The following is a 17,383-nucleotide window of genomic DNA, read 5'->3' as shown; positions in this document are numbered from 1 at the left end:
ATACTACCCAGAACCGTCACCCTGAATTTATTTCAGGGTCTTTTGCACGATGATCCCGCTTGGCTAATTAATAATGATAAATCAATATTAAAATAATTTCAGTTAAATAGATCCTGAAACAAGTTCAGGATGACGAACGTAAGGGAGGTCTATATAATAGAATCTTAATGGTCAACTTTCGGTTAACTAATCTCCTTAAAATAAATCCGTTCAGGCAATTGCTTAAAAACAAACTCCGTTACATGGCAAAGCCAAAGTTTATGGTTCTTAAATTCTCCTCTAAATTTTTCTAACAGATAGTCGCCACCACCCCCTAAATTCTCTTCCCGAACATAAACAAGATCTAAAATTTCGGCATTTTCAATAGGTGCATCGGCCATCAATAATTTGCATTCATTTTCGGCAGCAATCCAGTTTAATAGTTCATCAGCACCTTCTACCATTTGCAAATCGGCTATATCACCGCCCCATTCGGGTATATCGGCATACCATTCGTGCTTTGCATTTTTATAAAAACGAATTGCTCTCTCCATATTTTGTAAAGAAAAAAAAACTTGATCAATAATCCTGATAAAAATCACGAAATTTAGATCATTGCATGTCTGATTCAACTCCACTGGCTTTAAGAAAAATAATTCATATCGATATGGATGCTTTTTATGCATCTGTAGAGCAGCGCGATTTTCCTGAATACCGGGGGAAGCCCTTAGTTGTTGGCGGTAAGCCCGACAGTCGCGGTGTGGTTTCTACAGCCAGTTACGAAGCACGGCAATATGGAATCCGCTCGGCGATGTCGAGCAGTAAAGCTTACCAGCTTTGCCCGACAGCAATTTTCGTATATCCTCGTTTTGATGCCTATACCGCTGTTTCGAAAGCGCTTAGGGAAATTTTTAGCCGGTACACCGATATTATAGAACCCCTTTCGCTGGATGAAGCCTACCTTGATGTAACGGAAGACAAGCTCGGAATTGGATCGGCTATTGACATTGCACAATCCATTAAAAATGCCATTAAAAACGAGTTAAATTTAACGGCTTCGGCAGGCGTATCGATCAATAAATTTGTAGCCAAAGTAGCATCAGATATGAACAAACCGGATGGTTTAACTTTTATTGGCCCATCGAAGATTGAAGCTTTTATGGAAAAACTCCCGGTTGAAAAATTCTTTGGGGTAGGCAAAGTTACCGGTGCCAAAATGAAAGCCATGCAGATTAATACAGGTGCAGATTTAAAAAAATTAACTGAAGCACAGCTTGTTGCCCAATTCGGGAAATCGGGAAGGTTTTATTATAAAATTGTTCGCGGTATTGATGAACGTCCCGTTCAGTCGAATCGCGAAACCAAATCAGTTGGTGCAGAAGATACCCTTTCGGAAGATACCAATGAAGATTCGGTGATGCACGATCTGCTAAAACAGATCAGTGAAACCGTGGCCAAACGTTTGGAAAAATATCAACTCAGCGGAAAAACGGTAACCCTAAAAATCAAGTTTGCCGATTTTAAACTCATTACGCGCAGCCGTTCTTTTGCTATACCGATAAACAAAGCCGAGGTAATTTATGCTGAAGCGATTAAACTTTTGGAGGAGGCCGCTATCGGCCTAACCCAGGTAAGGTTGTTGGGTATTACCTTATCGCGGTTTTATGATGATGTTGAAATCGAAAAGCCAGAAAGCAACCAGCTGGAATTTGAGTTTTGATAAAATAAATCATTATTTCGGGAAAGCCTTTTCAACCGATGAAGCAATCTTACAACAAACGCTATGATTTATTTCGGTCGGTGAGACACCAACCGATAGGATAATGGTGAGGCTACAAACCGCCAAGAAACACAAGCCATTCACTTTCTAATTTTAAAACACCAATTTCCTTTTGAAGCGCAAGGCCTGTACAGAACAATAAGTTTCTCCCCGTTTTACGCTTATACGCTTCGCTTCCTCGTTCCTCGTTGCTGCAGGGTAACGCTGCAACCGGGGCTATTGGGCCAAAGCAGCATTTCATTTTCGGGGTTGCTGGGTGCAGAAACCATTGTGCCTAAACCAGATCCGATAGCTATCTGATGGAGCGAACATCCCGATTTTAAGCACTGTCTTTTTGCTTTTTATGGTGTGCTTGCTTGTTTCACAGGTTTCATCGGGATAAAGCGTGAGCGGGACCGAAGCCTGCCTAGAACCACAGGCCAATCATTTCCTAATTCTATTAAACGCTAAATATCTTTCTTTGCTCATAGATCGGTCGGTGAGACACCAACCGATAGGATAAATAATACTAATATTGCCCCGTTTGAGTATATTAACCTTGTCTATTTGGTCTGTGAGGACACAGACCAAGGGGAATAAAAAAGGCGCTGCAATAACTGCAGCGCCTTTAATTGTTAATTTTGAGGGCTAAGATTTTATTTACCGGCTAATTTATCGGCAAGCATTTTCATATAAAAACCGCCCACTACACTACGGGCTTTAAAGTTATCGCGGATACCGGTGTTCGAATCGTAAAAATCGTTCAAAGGCACTCTCGATTCTGTTTCGATGGCATGTTTGTAAACCGGGTGCACCAAAGCCTCAAATTCGCTTTGTGTTGGCGCAAAAGTAGCGGTCCACAAAATCCAGTCGTTTTTAGTGTAGGCCTTTCTGCTATCCAACGGAATACCATATTTATTTTGTTTAGTCAGGTAATACTTAGTTTCGGTGTCGTATATCTTTTGCGGAAACAGGTTTAACTTAAGCACCTTATCCCAAACCAGGTTATACTTCTGGCTCCAGGTATTTTTATTATCAAAAGTTAAAGCATAGTGATCGCCGGCATCGGCCATTTCAATCCATTTTGGCACCATGCTTTCAGCAATTGCACGATATTTTTTGGCTATATCATCATAACCCAATGTTTGTGCCATCTGGGCATAACAGGCTATACCTACAATCGCTTTTACCGATAAGTTGGCATTACGGGCCAGGTGACCGGCAAAATCATCGGTACATAACTGCGTTTTTGGATCTAACCCTTCTTTAGTTAAATAATCGACCCAGGTGGTTAAGGTTTTCCAATGTGCTTTGGCATAATTGGCATTTCCCTGTGCTTTGGCAATTGCTGCAGTTAAAATAATCATGTTACCCGATTCTTCTACCGGCATTGGCTCACCATAAGTCTGTCCGTTTGCTAATGGATAAGTTCCCAGATCGTGAGCTGCCCAAGGGTGGGGATATTTTCCGCTTTCGCTGAAATAGAAAATACCGTTCAACATGCCCTGTAACAGTTCAGGATTATAAATCAGGTACAATGGTGCTGAAGGGTAAGTTACATCAACCGTATTGATAAAACCACCACTGTTGTTTTCTTTAGATAACCATAAAATTTCGCCTTGCGGGCTCTTTACCAAAGTATGTGCAGCAATGCTCTGTCGATAACCTAAAACACATAAATCGGCATATTCTTTACCACCCGATTTTAAGGCATCGGCATACAAAGTTTTGTTAAAAGCTTCGCACTTCTGAATCACGTTTTTATACTCATCAGCCGCAGCGGTTAGTTGTGCCTCGATGGTTTCTTTACCTGAGGTGTTCCACCATGGCCTTAAATTTTTATTGAAGTATTGAACAGCATAAATTTCATCATAACCCAGTTCAACATATTTTTCTACCGCAGCTTTACCTACCGGTCCAAAAGGGATAATGGTATTCAATGCGAGCATTTTACCCTGTTTGGCGGTTGAAGCAGAATTGCCTTTTCTAAAAGCATCGGCAGCATCTTTTTCGGCCGTTACAAACTGGATGGCATTGCTGGTTTTTGGTGCAGCCACATAAAAGTAACCCCAATCGATCCGCATATCATCACTCGCTTTTTGAAGAACAGGTTGTTCTACCGTACCCGTTTTTAATACCGATAATTTAGCCGTGCTGTATTTACTTGCCGTAACTTCTTGCGTAGGGCGATAAACTGCAATGTTTGACGATACACTTAGGTATACTTTTACCTGGTGGGTTTTACCGTCATTTGCTTTTACCTGATAAGAAACGTAAGAAACCGGACGTGCAAATAAACCTAAATCGTTCATTAACAAGGGAGAGGTAAAAGTTAATTTTAAATCAATCTTGCCGCAGGTAAAGTTATAAATGGTTTGTGTGGCATTAATATCAACACTTTTTTGCCTGGCTAGCTGTACTTTTTCGGCATTATCTTTTAAGCGGTCTACCAGGCCAAAATCTAGAAAACGGCCACCAGCAGTATTAATCAGGTGGATGGCAATTACATTCGATCCGGCTTTTAATGCGCTTTTATCGCTGTTGCTTAACGCAATGTATTGGAAATTATTGGTCCAGCCTTCTTTGGTATAAATTTTCTTCCCATTTAGGCAAACCTCAATATTATCATCGTGGTTTATCTTTAAAAACAGTTCGTTTATTGACGCCGGATTAGCTATGTTAAAGGTTCTTCTTACCCATATATCGTGCGATTTCCACAATGTTTTCACATTTTTGGCATCATCCCCTATTGGTGCATTACCTGTTTGCCAATTACTGGCGGTGTAATTTGCGGCTTTCCAATCGCCCTGAGGTTCGGTTTCTGTATATTTTACGTCGTAATCTTTTTCATCTGAAGCAGGCACAAGCGTTTTGTAGGTAGTGGTTTCTTTACCTAAAAACCGATAGATCCCTCCGTCAACATTAATCATTCCTAAAAGAGAATGATCGGCACCCGTCCAATGTTGGGTAGCAGATTCGTTTAGCTTATCCGTGTTAGACCAAATGCTAAAATAGGTATTGTGCGTAATTAAAGGATAAGCTGGCGCCTTTCGCTCTTGTGCTTTCAGCAAACCGCCTACAAACATGCAGCCCAGTATGCCTAAAAACTTTAAAGTGTTCGTTTTGTTCATAATTTGTGTGTGTATTGAAATCTGAATTTATATTATGGTTAGATTTAACGCTAGTTAAACGTTTTACTAATGTATAAAATATAATTTACTTTTTGCAAAGGAACCTGGTTTTTTAATTGTCTAAGTGACATTTAAAATCAATCCTCAAAAAAATACATGAAGTTTTTAAGCTCCATGTATTTTTCAAATTGTGCATAAACTAATATTAAACTAAGGCTGTTTTTTGTTGATTGTCCACTCGGCCAGTTGAAACACACGGCTTCCTCTGTTCGATTTAATGTAAAGGCGGTAAAATTTGTAGGCAATGTAGTTATCGAAGTGAAAAAGTTTAGTCTGTTTTCTGCTGCTATCATTGTTCTCCCAAGGACAAACGGTTACCGTATGCAAATCGGTATATTGGATCCCATCTAACGAGCCCTGCAAAATCCAAAATCTTGGATCGCGATCTGGCGCATCATTACCCGATGTTAAGGTATACGCGCCCACTACCTTTGGAGTATTTAGCTCAAAGGTACATTTTTGCGTACCATCGAAACCAGCTTGTAGAAATTTCGTATTAATATCCTGATCGACCAATTTTTTGGAGCCTTCACCGGAATCGGCACCCGCACCAGCTTCAAGGTTAACTGAATATTTACCGCCAATGGTTTTTATGTAATTTTCGCCACAAATGGAGTAATTTATGGTCGGATCGACCACACTAAGCATTACTTCTTTTGCTGCAGTATAACCCTGGCCATTTCTTGTCGTTAAGGTTACTTTGTATTTGCCTGGGAAACGGTAAGTATGTTTCGGGTTTACCTCAACCGAGGTGCTATCATCGCCAAACTGCCACAATAAACTTTTGTAATTTGTAGAGTTTCCGGTAAACTGGTACTCTAAAAATTTTAATGTATCGGGTTTTACAAAGGTAAAACCCGCTGTAGGCTTTGGCTCTTCCACTTCCGGAACAACCTCTACGACTTTGTCTTTTTTACATTTCACCATTAACACCACAATTAGCAGTAAAAATGAGCATATACCCAATAATCTTTTCATATTACTTTTCATATCTATTCAAGTTTAAGGAGTTGGAAATAATTGTGTTCTTGGTACTGCACGTTTACCTGTTATACCTGCCGATGGAACTTCATATTCGAGATATGCCTGTTGTCCGCCAACATTTTCGCGGTGATGTGCTTCAATTTTATATCTGATACCACGTTCTAAACGGATGGTTGCTTTTCGTTCTGGTTTGTCCCATTGTGTGGTATAATCGTCGATAATGGCTTTTCCGTTGATAAAAAGTCTAGATCCATCATCCCAACGCGTTTGATAAAAAATATAGTCGCCTCTTACTGGTGCCAGGAACTCGCCCACCCATTTGGTAGCGAAATTATCCCTGCTCAAAGAAGTACCAGCAGTATTTTTTACATTATCCGGCCAGCCATCGCCCGAGAATTCGATTGTGCCATCTACCCGCGTGGCAAAAGGCTCACGGCCGTCGTCTGGCGCCAATTGTGTATTGGTATAATATTTGGCAATCAAACCTGTACCATTTCCAATAATCGGCGAATTGTTATCCAGGTTTACACTTGGATCAACCACCACAATTACTTTTCCTTTTGTAGGATGGATAACATGATTGGTATTATCGCTCAGGCTTAAGGCAAAGGCGAATTTCTTATTGGCCACAATATTAGCATCGAACACAGGCCATGGAATAGATAACCTCACTACAGCACTTGTTGCGCCTGTATTAAATCTCACCAAGGTATCGATGGTAAAATCTTTAGCCGCCAGGTGAATCGCATTTGCCGGCAATACCCCGCTTGATACCAGCGTGGCAATAGTATCTACTTTGTCTCTAATTTTTACATTAAAAGCTGTTGAAGGTGCATTATCCAGACTGATAATGAGGGGAATAATAACACCTCCAGGTCCTACCTGATAGTTAGGTCCCTGAGTTACGTTATAAATCCCTCCGCCCTGAAAACTTAAAAAATGGATGTCGGTAGATTTTAACAATTCTTCGGTATTGATGATCACCAGGATATTTGATTTGCCATTGGCAATTTTATTGCCTTTACCAGGCGCTGAAAGTTTTAAGGCAAAAACCACCTTTTTACCAAAATAACGTTCCAATACCGACCGGCGAACGATGGCTATTCCTTCTGCATTGTCTGTTCCATAAGCAACATTAATTACGTTAGGATACTCTACAGCAGCTGAGGGCATGAGTACAGCATTGGTTAAACCCCCATTATTAATCAATTGCGTTACGGTATCGTTATTTAGGGTTAATCCTACCTGAAAAGCTTCTTCGGCTGCTCCCGAGAGTGAAATTTTGAACGGAACTTTAACAAACTGATTATCTATTGATACATTGCCCACAACAATGCCTTCGCCAGTAATACTTCTGCTTGCCGCAGGTGGTAGATCCAAATCGTCTATTTGAGATTCTTTACAAGAATAGGCAACAATCATGATCGTTAAGCCCATTAATACTGTATATATAATTTTTTTCATTTTCGATATTTAAATTATCAATATTCCTGTTTATTGGTCTAACCAAACCCTGCCATCAAGCGCCCATTGCTGGTTATTGGCAATTTTTAACCAGTTCACCATTTGCGCCGGTATATCAGTTGTTTGCGGAACCAGGAGCGCTAAGGAACTGGTTGAAGGCGGACAGATTAAATCGTTGAAATTTTCCCAAACATATGGTCCCTGCAATTTAAAATCGCGGGCCTGTGAGGAAAGATCAATCATCTTATCGCCATTGCCGTCGGTTGCTGGCCAGTACCCTACCAAGAAGTTGTAAGAAGGGTGGCTCTGATCGATGGATGTTTCGCAAGAGTATTGTCCAATTACCCCATCTGGAACAGCTAGTTTAAAGAAACGGATATCGGTTACATAATAATCTGGCTCTCCGTGCCCCTGACCATTTAAATAACCCAGTTTCAATGCATTCGAATTGGCTAAGGAACCAGATCCGGTAATTTCTAACTCGTTGTTAAATGTCCCGTTGGTATAAGTTCTGATAAACCTTTGGTTACCGCGCTGTTCTAATTTAACCGACAGGTTTTCCCATCTGCCCTGAACAATATCGGCGCCCCTGCATTGACGGTAATCGCCATCTTTTGTACCTCTCCATTCGAAATACCAGTAACGGTCTTCTAAATAAATAACCCAACCCACGCTAGGGTGACCACCAGACCATTCGTTTCTTTTACCTAAAATACTAGGGTATGAGATCTGCTCTCTGTTCTTTTTAACTTTAAGCTCGATGGTCATCTTGGTGGTATCGTCTATATTGTAAACACCTGCATCTTCGCCAGCCACTTCAGCCCTAATTTGGGTACCGGTCATTTTAACAGTTTTGCCCAGGTACCTGTTACCTGTAAATGGCTTTACCAGGATCCGTTTGTTATAAGCAGCACTATAGTAAATAACAAAAGCATTGTTTGCCGGTTTACTAAAAATGGTTTGATCGTCGGTATTAGGCGGGAGGGTAAATGCACCACCATCGCTCGAAGCGATAATAACCAGCCAATCCTCGTTAATATAATTAGGGCGTTTCTTTAATGCAGCCATCATCTCTCCCACTCCGGTATCGAATTTTTCTATTGCCGATTTATAGTTCGGGAATGAATTATCGTAACCATATTGTGCACCGGCTTTATCTACATCAGTAAAGTGGCCTAAAATTACTGAGGCGGTATCGGTATTTAAATCGTTAATTACCGAAGCTTTAACCTGGTCATCGCTGGTGGCCAAAGTGCTGATATCTGCACCTGTTGTTAGCGATTTAAAAACTGTAGAAGAGGTATGTGCCACAATTTTGGTCTGTGGCCTGCTCTCTTTAATCCTTTTAAAAATTACAGGGTAATTCTGCAGATTGTTATTGGTTAGGTTATCATCATTTACCAGGTGTTTCGCTTTTTTCACACCGGTTAACATGCTTGCCCAATTACTGGCATTCTGTGTAGCTTCTGGTTCATTTAAGCCCACCCAACTGTAAACTGAATGTGGTAAAAGCGCCGTAATATTTGGAATATTGGCTGCTGCTACCGATTGCCCTCTTGCACCATCAACTACCAGGTATAAAATTTTACGGCTTCCGTATCTTACTTTTGTGGTATCGGTACCGTCTTTATCTGTAAGTTTTCTATCGAAATCTTTATTGCAGGAAAATATGGCTGTTGTAACTACGATGGCCATTAAACCAAGCAGTAATTTATATTTTTTCGTCATGCTCATCTTAATTTATATTTAATTGGCTTCTGGTTATTATTCAATAGTTACCCTAACGATGTTGTAGAAAGGCTGGTTATCAAAGCGGTTGAAACCTCCGATTAATAAAAGTGCTTTTTTGCCGTCTGCAGATTTTGTTTCAATCACATCAGAAAGGCCGCCCGAAAATGGTCCGGTTGCATTATAGCCAGGCGCTAGCAGTCCTGCCGGGGTAAGCACCATAAAACCATTTCTGGTAACGTTGTTGTACTTTTTAAAACCACCGCTTACTACAATCAATCCATTCGAAATCTGGCGGGCAAAATAAGGGTAACCGCCTTCAAAGAATTTAGCAGTGAAAGACTCATCCAGGCTGCCATCTTCGTTAATTAGTGCCATGCCGTTTACAGGTTTCCCATTGTATTTTGTAAATGCTCCTGTAATCAGGTATTTCCTGGTAGTGGTATTATAGGTAAGTGATGTTATTCCGTTATCTACACCGCTGCCCGGGTTAAAGCTCGGATCTTTAGTGCCATTGGCATTTAACCTTAAAATGCGTACAGCAGGCTGATCATCGAAAGTGTTGAAGTTTCCAAATACCATTAATTTTTCGAGATTGGCTGCATCGGTATGCATATAGGTATCAATAGGGCCATTTGCACTTACATTACCTTTATTGGTTGCAGTATTAAAACGATAGGTTTTATCTAAAGAACCATCTAAATTGAACCTTAAAATCTGGCGGATTTCGGTACTATCCAGAATTACGGTATCTCTTGAAAAATCATAATTGTCTTTATCGTAAGTTCTTTTTACGTAATACCTAAAATTACCTGTTGCTAAAATTTTGCCCTGATGTGGGTAAATGCGGTTAATGTATTCGTTGGTACCGCCATTAAATTTAGGAAACCATTTTTGGGTAACCGTATCGGTTAAGGTTGGTTTGCGCTTGGTTTGGATTTTAATGGTATCGATAGCACCATTAGGATATAAACTGGTAATGTTACTAATGTTTTCTGTACGCTGGTTATAGCCGCTAAATCCACCGGCGATGATAAAACGCCCGCCAATTTCAATTACCCTCGATAGTGTGCCATTAGCGCCCCTACCTGTTCTAAAAGTACGGTCGTAATCGCCATCTAAAGAAGTTCTTACAATTCTATTATTCGGTGTGATGAATCCATTATTATTGTAATTATTAAAGCTGCCAAGTACAAGCGCCCTTCCATCAAGCATTTCGTAAAACTGGTTTACATAGCCGTTTGTTCCTGCCGTTGCCTTAAAAGTGATATCGTTTTTGATCAGGCCTGTTACACTAAACTGCGGGCCTAAAATCAGCTGATCGCCAATAGCAATCGAGGTGATTCCTGTACTTCCGGCTTCGGGCACCTTAACTACAATAGTAGATTCGGTAACACTAAGCACTTCTGCTTTTTCGCCGTTAAACATAAAGGTTAACTTATCTTTAAAGGGCATTAAGCCTTTGACCTGTATGGTAACGGTAGTACCTACAATCCCTTCTGATGGAACAGGCAATAAAGTTTGGCTAATGATTATGCCCAGTGGTGCCTTACCATCTGCATATGGGTCTTCGCCTAATTCTTCTTCTTTCTTACATCCCTGTATCACTAAGGAGCATAGAAAAAATACGATTAGCATGTATTTTATTTTTTTCATGATTCTATTCTTTTAAAATTATAACAGGCTAATTATTTATTACTTGGTGTTAAACCAGTGTTATATACATCATTAAAAAACTCATATAAATTGAACCCCAGGTATGCGCCCTGGTATCGTAACGAGTGCACCATTCCGTTGGTTGGTTTAATATCGGATGATGCGACATAACTTGGGTACCAGTTATCGTTCGGTTTTGATACATCGGGAATATAAGAGAGCACAAGCTGCCTGTAACCGATGTATTTAATTCCGTTGGCATCATAAAAAACTACCCCAATATTGGCTACATCATTGTTGTAATCGTAATGTAGAGCACCAGGATAAATGCTTCTGAGGTTAAGATCGATCTGGGGATAATCTTTTAACATGTTTACACCTTTAAACATATAACGTTGCAGGTATTTCCGCCAAATGGCCGGACTGATCTGATCGAGGGTTTTTACGGTATCTCTCCCTGATTCATAAAGTAATTGATTTAAGGATTCGAACTTTGGGTTTCTATCTCTTTCGTTGGTGTGAATATTGCCGATCGTTTTCCGCACCACATCATCATCAAAAGCAAAAAAGGTGAAATTCTCAGAACTGAACTGTTGCTCCATACCGGCCAGTTTTACAATTTGGGCAACGGTATCAAATGGAACTTTTTTGGCCTGTAGGTATTGCATCATATTCCCATCAAACTCTGCCTTCGCCTTACCTCCGTCTATATAATACTCATCACGCTTACAGGCATTTAAAACAAGTAAAAGTGCCACACATGCAATAATTAGCTTTTTCATATCTTGTATAATTTCTATTTAAAATTAATTACCACCATTAACCCAATAATCGTTTAACCGCATAAACGGATTGTTATTTAAGGCATTCCCGCTTATTGGCCAGGTCCATGCGCCACGGCTAAATTTATCTGAGGTAAGTACATTGTACGACCACTGGCTGCTTAAAATCCGCTTGGTACGCACCAAATCGAAATAGTGGTGTCCTTCGCCTATTAATTCCCTAGATCTTTCGTAAAAAATAAAATCCTTCAGGGTAGAGCCTCCGCCACCGGCATATTTTGACGCCTGTGCCCTATCTCTTACCATATTGACCAGCTTAATGGCCTCGGTATCTTCTCCTAAATCGGCAAGTGCTTCTGCAGCGAGTAAAATTTCTCCGCCATACCTAAAAATCATAAACGTATTATCAGGGTTGGCATCCTCTTCGCCGGTAGAGAAAGAATTCTGCGCAAATTTTATCATCATAAATTTTCCGTTATCGGCAAAAATATCTTCGTTAAACCAGCTGGTAATTCGCTTATCGCTACCATCCTGAAAAAGTTTCTGCATGTACTCACCCCTGAAATAAGCAAAACTTACACGGTGGGTATATTCTGGCCTTTTGTATGGATAATGCAAAAACATATCGGCCACAGGTGCGGTATTGGTATTTTGATCGCCGTAATTTATACTGCGGTAAAACTCGAATAAACTCTCGTCTGATCTTCCTTTAATTACGGTAGCCCATTCTGTAATCGGTAATAACCTGTATGCACCGCTGGCAATCATTTCGCGCCCTAAATCGGCAGTTTCCTGATAGTATTTCTTCGAATTGTTTGCATCAAAACCGGCATTCCACATGTTCATTTCCATAATTAAGGCAATAATGCTTCCACGGCTGGCCCTAACTCCTTTTAAAGATGGATCGGTATAAGTCCACGGGATCTGATTTTTATAGGTCTTAAGATCAGCTATACATTTGTTTAATACGGAAACAAAGTTTTCGCGTGGCAAAGCTGTAGAGTGGAAAGCATCGGTATAATACACTACATCGCCATATAACCTGACCATGATAAAATAGCTTAACGCACGGATAAATGCAGCTTCGGCTTTATACTGGTTTTTCTGCACATCGGTAAGTCCGGGTACACCTTCGTCCAGCTTCGCCATTAAAATGTTGGCACCTTGAATAGCACGGTAATAATCGGTCCAATCGGTAATTCTGTTGAAGTTGTAAAAGTCCCAAGGACGGCCACCTGATAATAAACCCAACAGGTTGTTTTTACCTAAAATCTCAACAAACTCGCGGGCCGGCGCTAAATCAGACTGGCTTTCGTATAATACTTCGCCAGAGCGGTACTCGCCTGTAGCGCCTATAAAATGGGTTTCGTTAAACTTACCGAAAACAATACGCGATAAATCGTAAATATTGGCTTCAACATCTTCTTTAGATTGAAAGAAGTTATTTCCTGATAACTTGTCTAAAGGTTGGATATCCAGAAACTTTTTACAAGCAGGCAATGAAAACGACGCTGCTAAAATCAAAGAATAAATGATAAACTTTTTCATAATAATATCTATTAATTGCCTGTATTAAGTTCTAACTGTACACCAATATTATAAGTACGCGGAACCGGATATCCTGTAGAAATATCGCGACCCAGTGTGGTTACGTTTTCAGGATTTGGCCCGGTGTACTTAGAAAAAGTAATCAGGTTATCTGTAGAGGCATATACTCTTAAACTGCTCATTCCGAAACGTGCGATAAACTTTTTATCGAACATGTAAGAAAGGGTAACATTACTTATTTTTAAATAGGTTCCGCTTTCCTGCCAAAGTGTTTGATCTGCCCTTAGCGGCTGAATCTGATCAAACCTTTTATAATCATACGGATAAGGGTATTTTGCAATGTCACCAGGTTTGGTCCAGATATTAAGATCGTTTAAAGGCACTACCGATTTTAGTGAATAGGGATCGCGCATAATGGCTATCCTATCGGCCAGGGCATTATTTAAAATGGTTCTGTCGGCGGTGTAAGTAGCATAAACATTTAAGCCCCATTTTTTATACCTGATGTTGGTAGAAAGCCCCCCCGTCATTAAAGGCTGCGAATTACCGGTAACTTCATAATCACGACCATCTAAAATATAATCTCCGTTTACATCTTTCATAATCGGATCGCCACCTAAGAAAAACTGCCCGTTAGATTGATATCTTTTACCCGTTACAGGGTCAGTTGGCACATCGGCATCGGTTTGATAAACGCCCTGATTGATCCTGAGGTAATTAGACAGTGTGTTTCTACCTACGCGGTAAACGTTGTGCTGCAGGTAACCAGAACCATCAAATTTGATAAACTGGCCATTATACTCTGCTGGAAGTTTTAACAGCACATCACGGTTAAGTGCACCATTTACCGAAACCGAAACATCAAAATCTTTGCTCGCTACCGGTCTTACGGTAATCATGATCTCCGATCCATAATTGGCAATACCTAAATCGTTACTCGCCAGCTTATTAAATCCGGTGGTATTAGATAAAAACCTATCAAACAGCAAGTTATCTACCTTTTTAAAATAAGTATCGAAGTTTACTGAGATTTTATCGTTAAATAAGCCCAGATCGAAGCCCAAATTATACTGGCTTGTAGTGGTTGGTTTTAAGTTAGGGTTTGGAATAATATCATAATCGATTCCGATGGTTGGGTTGTTGTTAAAGTTATTGTTCAGGTTATATATACCATAAATACTTTGGAGATTACCCGTTGGCACAATATTCTGTCCCCAGGTTAACCTCAAACTACCGTACGATAGCCATTTCATATCGGCCAGCCAGTTCTCTTTGTTAAAGTTCCATCTTAAACCAATGGAAGGGTTTTTAGAATATGGATTTTCCAATCCGCTGGATGAGGTACCATCCAAACGGTAAGAAAATTCGGCTACATATTTTTTATCATAATCGTATGATACCGAACCTGCAAATGATGCAATGGTTGCATTTTTATAGTTAGACAATACCCCTCCACCACGCGAGTAGTAGGCATCGTAGCCTAATGGCCCCTGTAACTGATCGTTAGGTGTTCTTTCCTGTCGGGTAATACCAGCCTGGGCACCCTGTTTGTAAATCTCGTTAAAGGTGTTTACAAAAAGGCTGTGTTTTTCGCCAAAGGTTTTGGCGTAGGTAATCCCATTTCTATTGTACAACTGGAAATTTCTGCCTACATAATCGTATACTTTTGCAAACTGCCCGTTTGCCGCTGCTGGCGTAAAGGTAGATTCGGTATCGGAAGTATAATCGTAACTTAAAGTAGAAGATACAGCTAAACCAGGAATAAACTCATAACGTGCTTCTACGTTAGTTCTTAAGTTTCTGGAATTGTTATCGTTTAATGTTTGCAATGCCGATAAAACCCCTCCCGATGCCTGATAGAAAGATGGTGGCGGCAATAAGGTAGATACCTGACCGTTTGAAGCTACCCCCGATTGTAATAAACCTACACCGTTTCCTTTATTCTGCTTTCCTACCGAGCCGTTAATAAAACCAAAAAATCTAAATTTATCGTTTGGTTTAAACTCCATATTCATATTGAGGTTGTAACGGTTATAACCTGTGTTTTTGATTACCCCTTTTTCCGTATAATAACCTAAGTTGGCCTTATAGTTAAATCGAGGATCACCGCCATCTAAAGCCAGGTTATGACTCTGGTTGTAGGTATTTTGAAAAAATACATCCTGCCAATCGGTAGAATTGTTCCAGTAGGCATTTAAACTATCAGCCAGGAACGAAGTATTCGAAATTCTCCTGATATCATCAACATTTGAAGCATTTAAAATAATCTGCTGGATTTTTAAAGATCTTTCCGAATTACCACCCAAAGTTTCGCGAAGTTTTGGCGGGGTTTTAACAAAGAAATTGGATACATATCTAATCCTTGGCACTTTAGAGTTACCCCTTTTGGTGGTGATGATAATTACTCCGTATGCCCCCCTCGAGCCATACATAGAAGTTGCCTGCGCATCCTTTAAAATCTGGATGTCTTCGATATCCTCCTGAGGGATTAATGAAAGCGGACTCACACCTGGTCCCTGGCTCTGGAAACCAAACTCTGCAGCTTTATCTGCATCTAACGGAACACCATCAATAATATACAGCGGTGAAGTTGGCTGCAAAAATGATTCGTTACCACTACCTGAGATACTTAAACTGGATAATCCACGAACCTGTACCGAACCCCTGAAACCCGGTGCACCGGTATTGTTCTGGATGTTTAATCCCGGTACTTTACCTTGCAAAAGTTGCTCTACGTTAGAAACCGGTATATCCTGAACCTCTTTGGCCTGAATTAAAACCGAAGATCCTGTAGTGGTTTGTTTAGACCTTTTCTGGTAGGCTACAATAACAATCTGATCCAGCTCTTTTCGGTCTTCAGAAATAGTTACGGTAATATTATTCTGATTGGTAATTTTTACACGCTGTGTGTTGTAACCAATAAACTTGAATATTAAAGTAGAACCCTCGGGCACGTTAACCGAAAATTTTCCGCTGCCGTTGGTTTGCGTTAGTCCTTTATTGGTGCTTTCTAAAATAATAGATACACCCGGAACGCCTTGTTTTGTTTCTTTATCAACAACGGTACCATTCACAAGGTTAAATTTCTCCTGCGAAAAAGCACTGGTGCCAAGCATTATACACACCACAAGTAATGTATAAAAAAGTATATTTCTTTTCATCATATTAGCTTTAAATATTGCTTATTCGCTGATAAACTTTGGATTATCTGTTTTGAAGTGAAATACAATTTCCCAATCTCCAGCCTGGTAAATGGCAAAATCGACCCCGAAATTGGCAATGATACGGCCACCACCAAAAGCCCCCCTGGAGTAACTCAACTGTGCTTTCGCTCTCGAACCTCCCGGTGCGTAAAATGTTGGGATTTCTACCAATGGAATTGGATAAGCTACATCGTACTGAACGTATTTATCCGTTTTCTGCATGTTAAAACCATGGATCATTTTGTCCCAAACGGTTTCGTTAAAGGCAGCCGGATTAATTTCAACCGAATCCTTATTTAAGGCTTTAATGCGGAGCGAGTGACCATTCCCGCCTGTAAACCGACGGATGTATACCACTACATCTTTCTGATCGTTATTACTGACCAGATTTTTGTTGGTTGTGGCACCAACCACATTATTTAAATATGGGCGGATATAATCTCTCAACTTTTTATCCAGAGGAAATTTAGGATCGGGAGCAGGCAAACCTGTGTAGGCATTAAAATCATTAGAAGGCTCGTAAGGTCTTTCTCTGAAAGGTCTGATCTGTAAATCTCTGATTAAACGTTCTCCACCGGTGTTTTTAATCTTTACATCAAAAAAGCGGGTATCCTGAGAGAAGTTTGTACTATCAACTGGTCTTGGTTTGATTAACTGATTGGTAGATGAGCCCCAAAGGATAAACTCTCCCGACGAACGTACCTCAAACAAAGCGTGTACTTCTATCTTTCTTTTAGCCTCTATTTCTGCCAGGCTTTTTTCTAAGCCTGTATAAGGAGCAGTAAATACGTAAGTAGGCACTTTCTGGAAAATATCGGTAACCGGTTTACCATCCCCAAAACGCGCATTCACAATTTCGAAGGTGATGGGTTGCGTAGAATTATCACCGTTAAAACCGCCCATTAGGTTAGTTCTGCCAATAATCGGCTCTAATACTTTATTGCTAAAGTTTACATTGTTACTCAGGTAATCTTTTTCTTCAGGCAGGTCGTACAGTTTTTTGCATCCGCTAAAAGCGATTAATGCAAACAAAACCACAACCATTTCTATTTTTACGATTGACTTCATAAGTTTCGTTAGTTTATTTTT

Annotated in this window: 11 protein-coding genes; 1 reads left to right on the top strand and 10 read right to left on the bottom strand. The window is 40.2% G+C overall.

What is annotated here, in order from left to right:
* Positions 1-182: 182 nt before the first annotated feature.
* Entirely contained in the window at positions 183-533 is a 351-nt protein-coding gene (locus AC1RJ8_RS04625; RefSeq protein ID WP_492952731.1) for a DUF6717 family protein, read from the bottom strand.
* A 65-nt stretch (positions 534-598) separates the two neighbouring features.
* On the opposite strand from AC1RJ8_RS04625, the gene dinB reads away from it, so the two are divergent.
* The gene (gene dinB / locus AC1RJ8_RS04620) at positions 599-1,699 is read left to right on the top strand and encodes a DNA polymerase IV (RefSeq protein WP_492952730.1); all 1,101 of its coding nucleotides are present in this window, start codon (positions 599-601) and stop codon (positions 1,697-1,699) included.
* 695 nt (positions 1,700-2,394) lie between these two features.
* Here dinB and AC1RJ8_RS04615 read toward each other — a convergent pair.
* The 9 genes from AC1RJ8_RS04615 to AC1RJ8_RS04575 form a co-directional block, all read right to left on the bottom strand.
* Positions 2,395-4,869 carry a glutaminase family protein gene (locus AC1RJ8_RS04615; protein ID WP_492952729.1) on the bottom strand — a complete coding sequence of 825 codons (2,475 nt, stop codon included), beginning with the start codon at positions 4,867-4,869 and terminating at the stop codon, positions 2,395-2,397.
* A gap of 210 nt (positions 4,870-5,079) precedes the next feature.
* Positions 5,080-5,919 carry a PKD domain-containing protein gene (locus AC1RJ8_RS04610; protein ID WP_492952728.1) on the bottom strand — a complete coding sequence of 280 codons (840 nt, stop codon included), beginning with the start codon at positions 5,917-5,919 and terminating at the stop codon, positions 5,080-5,082.
* A 12-nt stretch (positions 5,920-5,931) separates the two neighbouring features.
* Positions 5,932-7,377 carry a PA14 domain-containing protein gene (locus AC1RJ8_RS04605; protein ID WP_492952727.1) on the bottom strand — a complete coding sequence of 482 codons (1,446 nt, stop codon included), beginning with the start codon at positions 7,375-7,377 and terminating at the stop codon, positions 5,932-5,934.
* 30 nt (positions 7,378-7,407) lie between these two features.
* Entirely contained in the window at positions 7,408-9,105 is a 1,698-nt protein-coding gene (locus AC1RJ8_RS04600; RefSeq protein ID WP_492952726.1) for an alkaline phosphatase family protein, read from the bottom strand.
* A gap of 36 nt (positions 9,106-9,141) precedes the next feature.
* The gene (locus AC1RJ8_RS04595; RefSeq protein ID WP_492952725.1) at positions 9,142-10,761 is read right to left on the bottom strand and encodes a DUF5008 domain-containing protein; all 1,620 of its coding nucleotides are present in this window, start codon (positions 10,759-10,761) and stop codon (positions 9,142-9,144) included.
* 32 nt (positions 10,762-10,793) lie between these two features.
* Positions 10,794-11,543, bottom strand: coding sequence for a hypothetical protein (locus AC1RJ8_RS04590; protein WP_492952724.1), 750 nt, complete (start codon positions 11,541-11,543; stop codon positions 10,794-10,796).
* A 24-nt stretch (positions 11,544-11,567) separates the two neighbouring features.
* Positions 11,568-13,091, bottom strand: a complete 1,524-nt coding sequence (locus AC1RJ8_RS04585) for a RagB/SusD family nutrient uptake outer membrane protein (RefSeq protein WP_492952723.1) — start codon at positions 13,089-13,091, stop codon at positions 11,568-11,570.
* 11 nt (positions 13,092-13,102) lie between these two features.
* On the bottom strand, positions 13,103-16,252 hold the full coding sequence (locus tag AC1RJ8_RS04580) for a SusC/RagA family TonB-linked outer membrane protein (RefSeq protein WP_493008028.1): 3,150 nt from the start codon (positions 16,250-16,252) through the stop codon (positions 13,103-13,105).
* A 21-nt stretch (positions 16,253-16,273) separates the two neighbouring features.
* Positions 16,274-17,362, bottom strand: a complete 1,089-nt coding sequence (locus AC1RJ8_RS04575) for a DUF5007 domain-containing protein (RefSeq protein WP_492952721.1) — start codon at positions 17,360-17,362, stop codon at positions 16,274-16,276.
* Positions 17,363-17,383 lie beyond the last annotated feature (21 nt).

It is taken from the genome of Pedobacter sp. GW822-FHT03F06 (assembly GCF_058801365.1).
The sequence above is the reverse complement of the archived record's forward strand: the minus strand, read 5'-3'. Positions and strand labels throughout refer to the sequence as shown.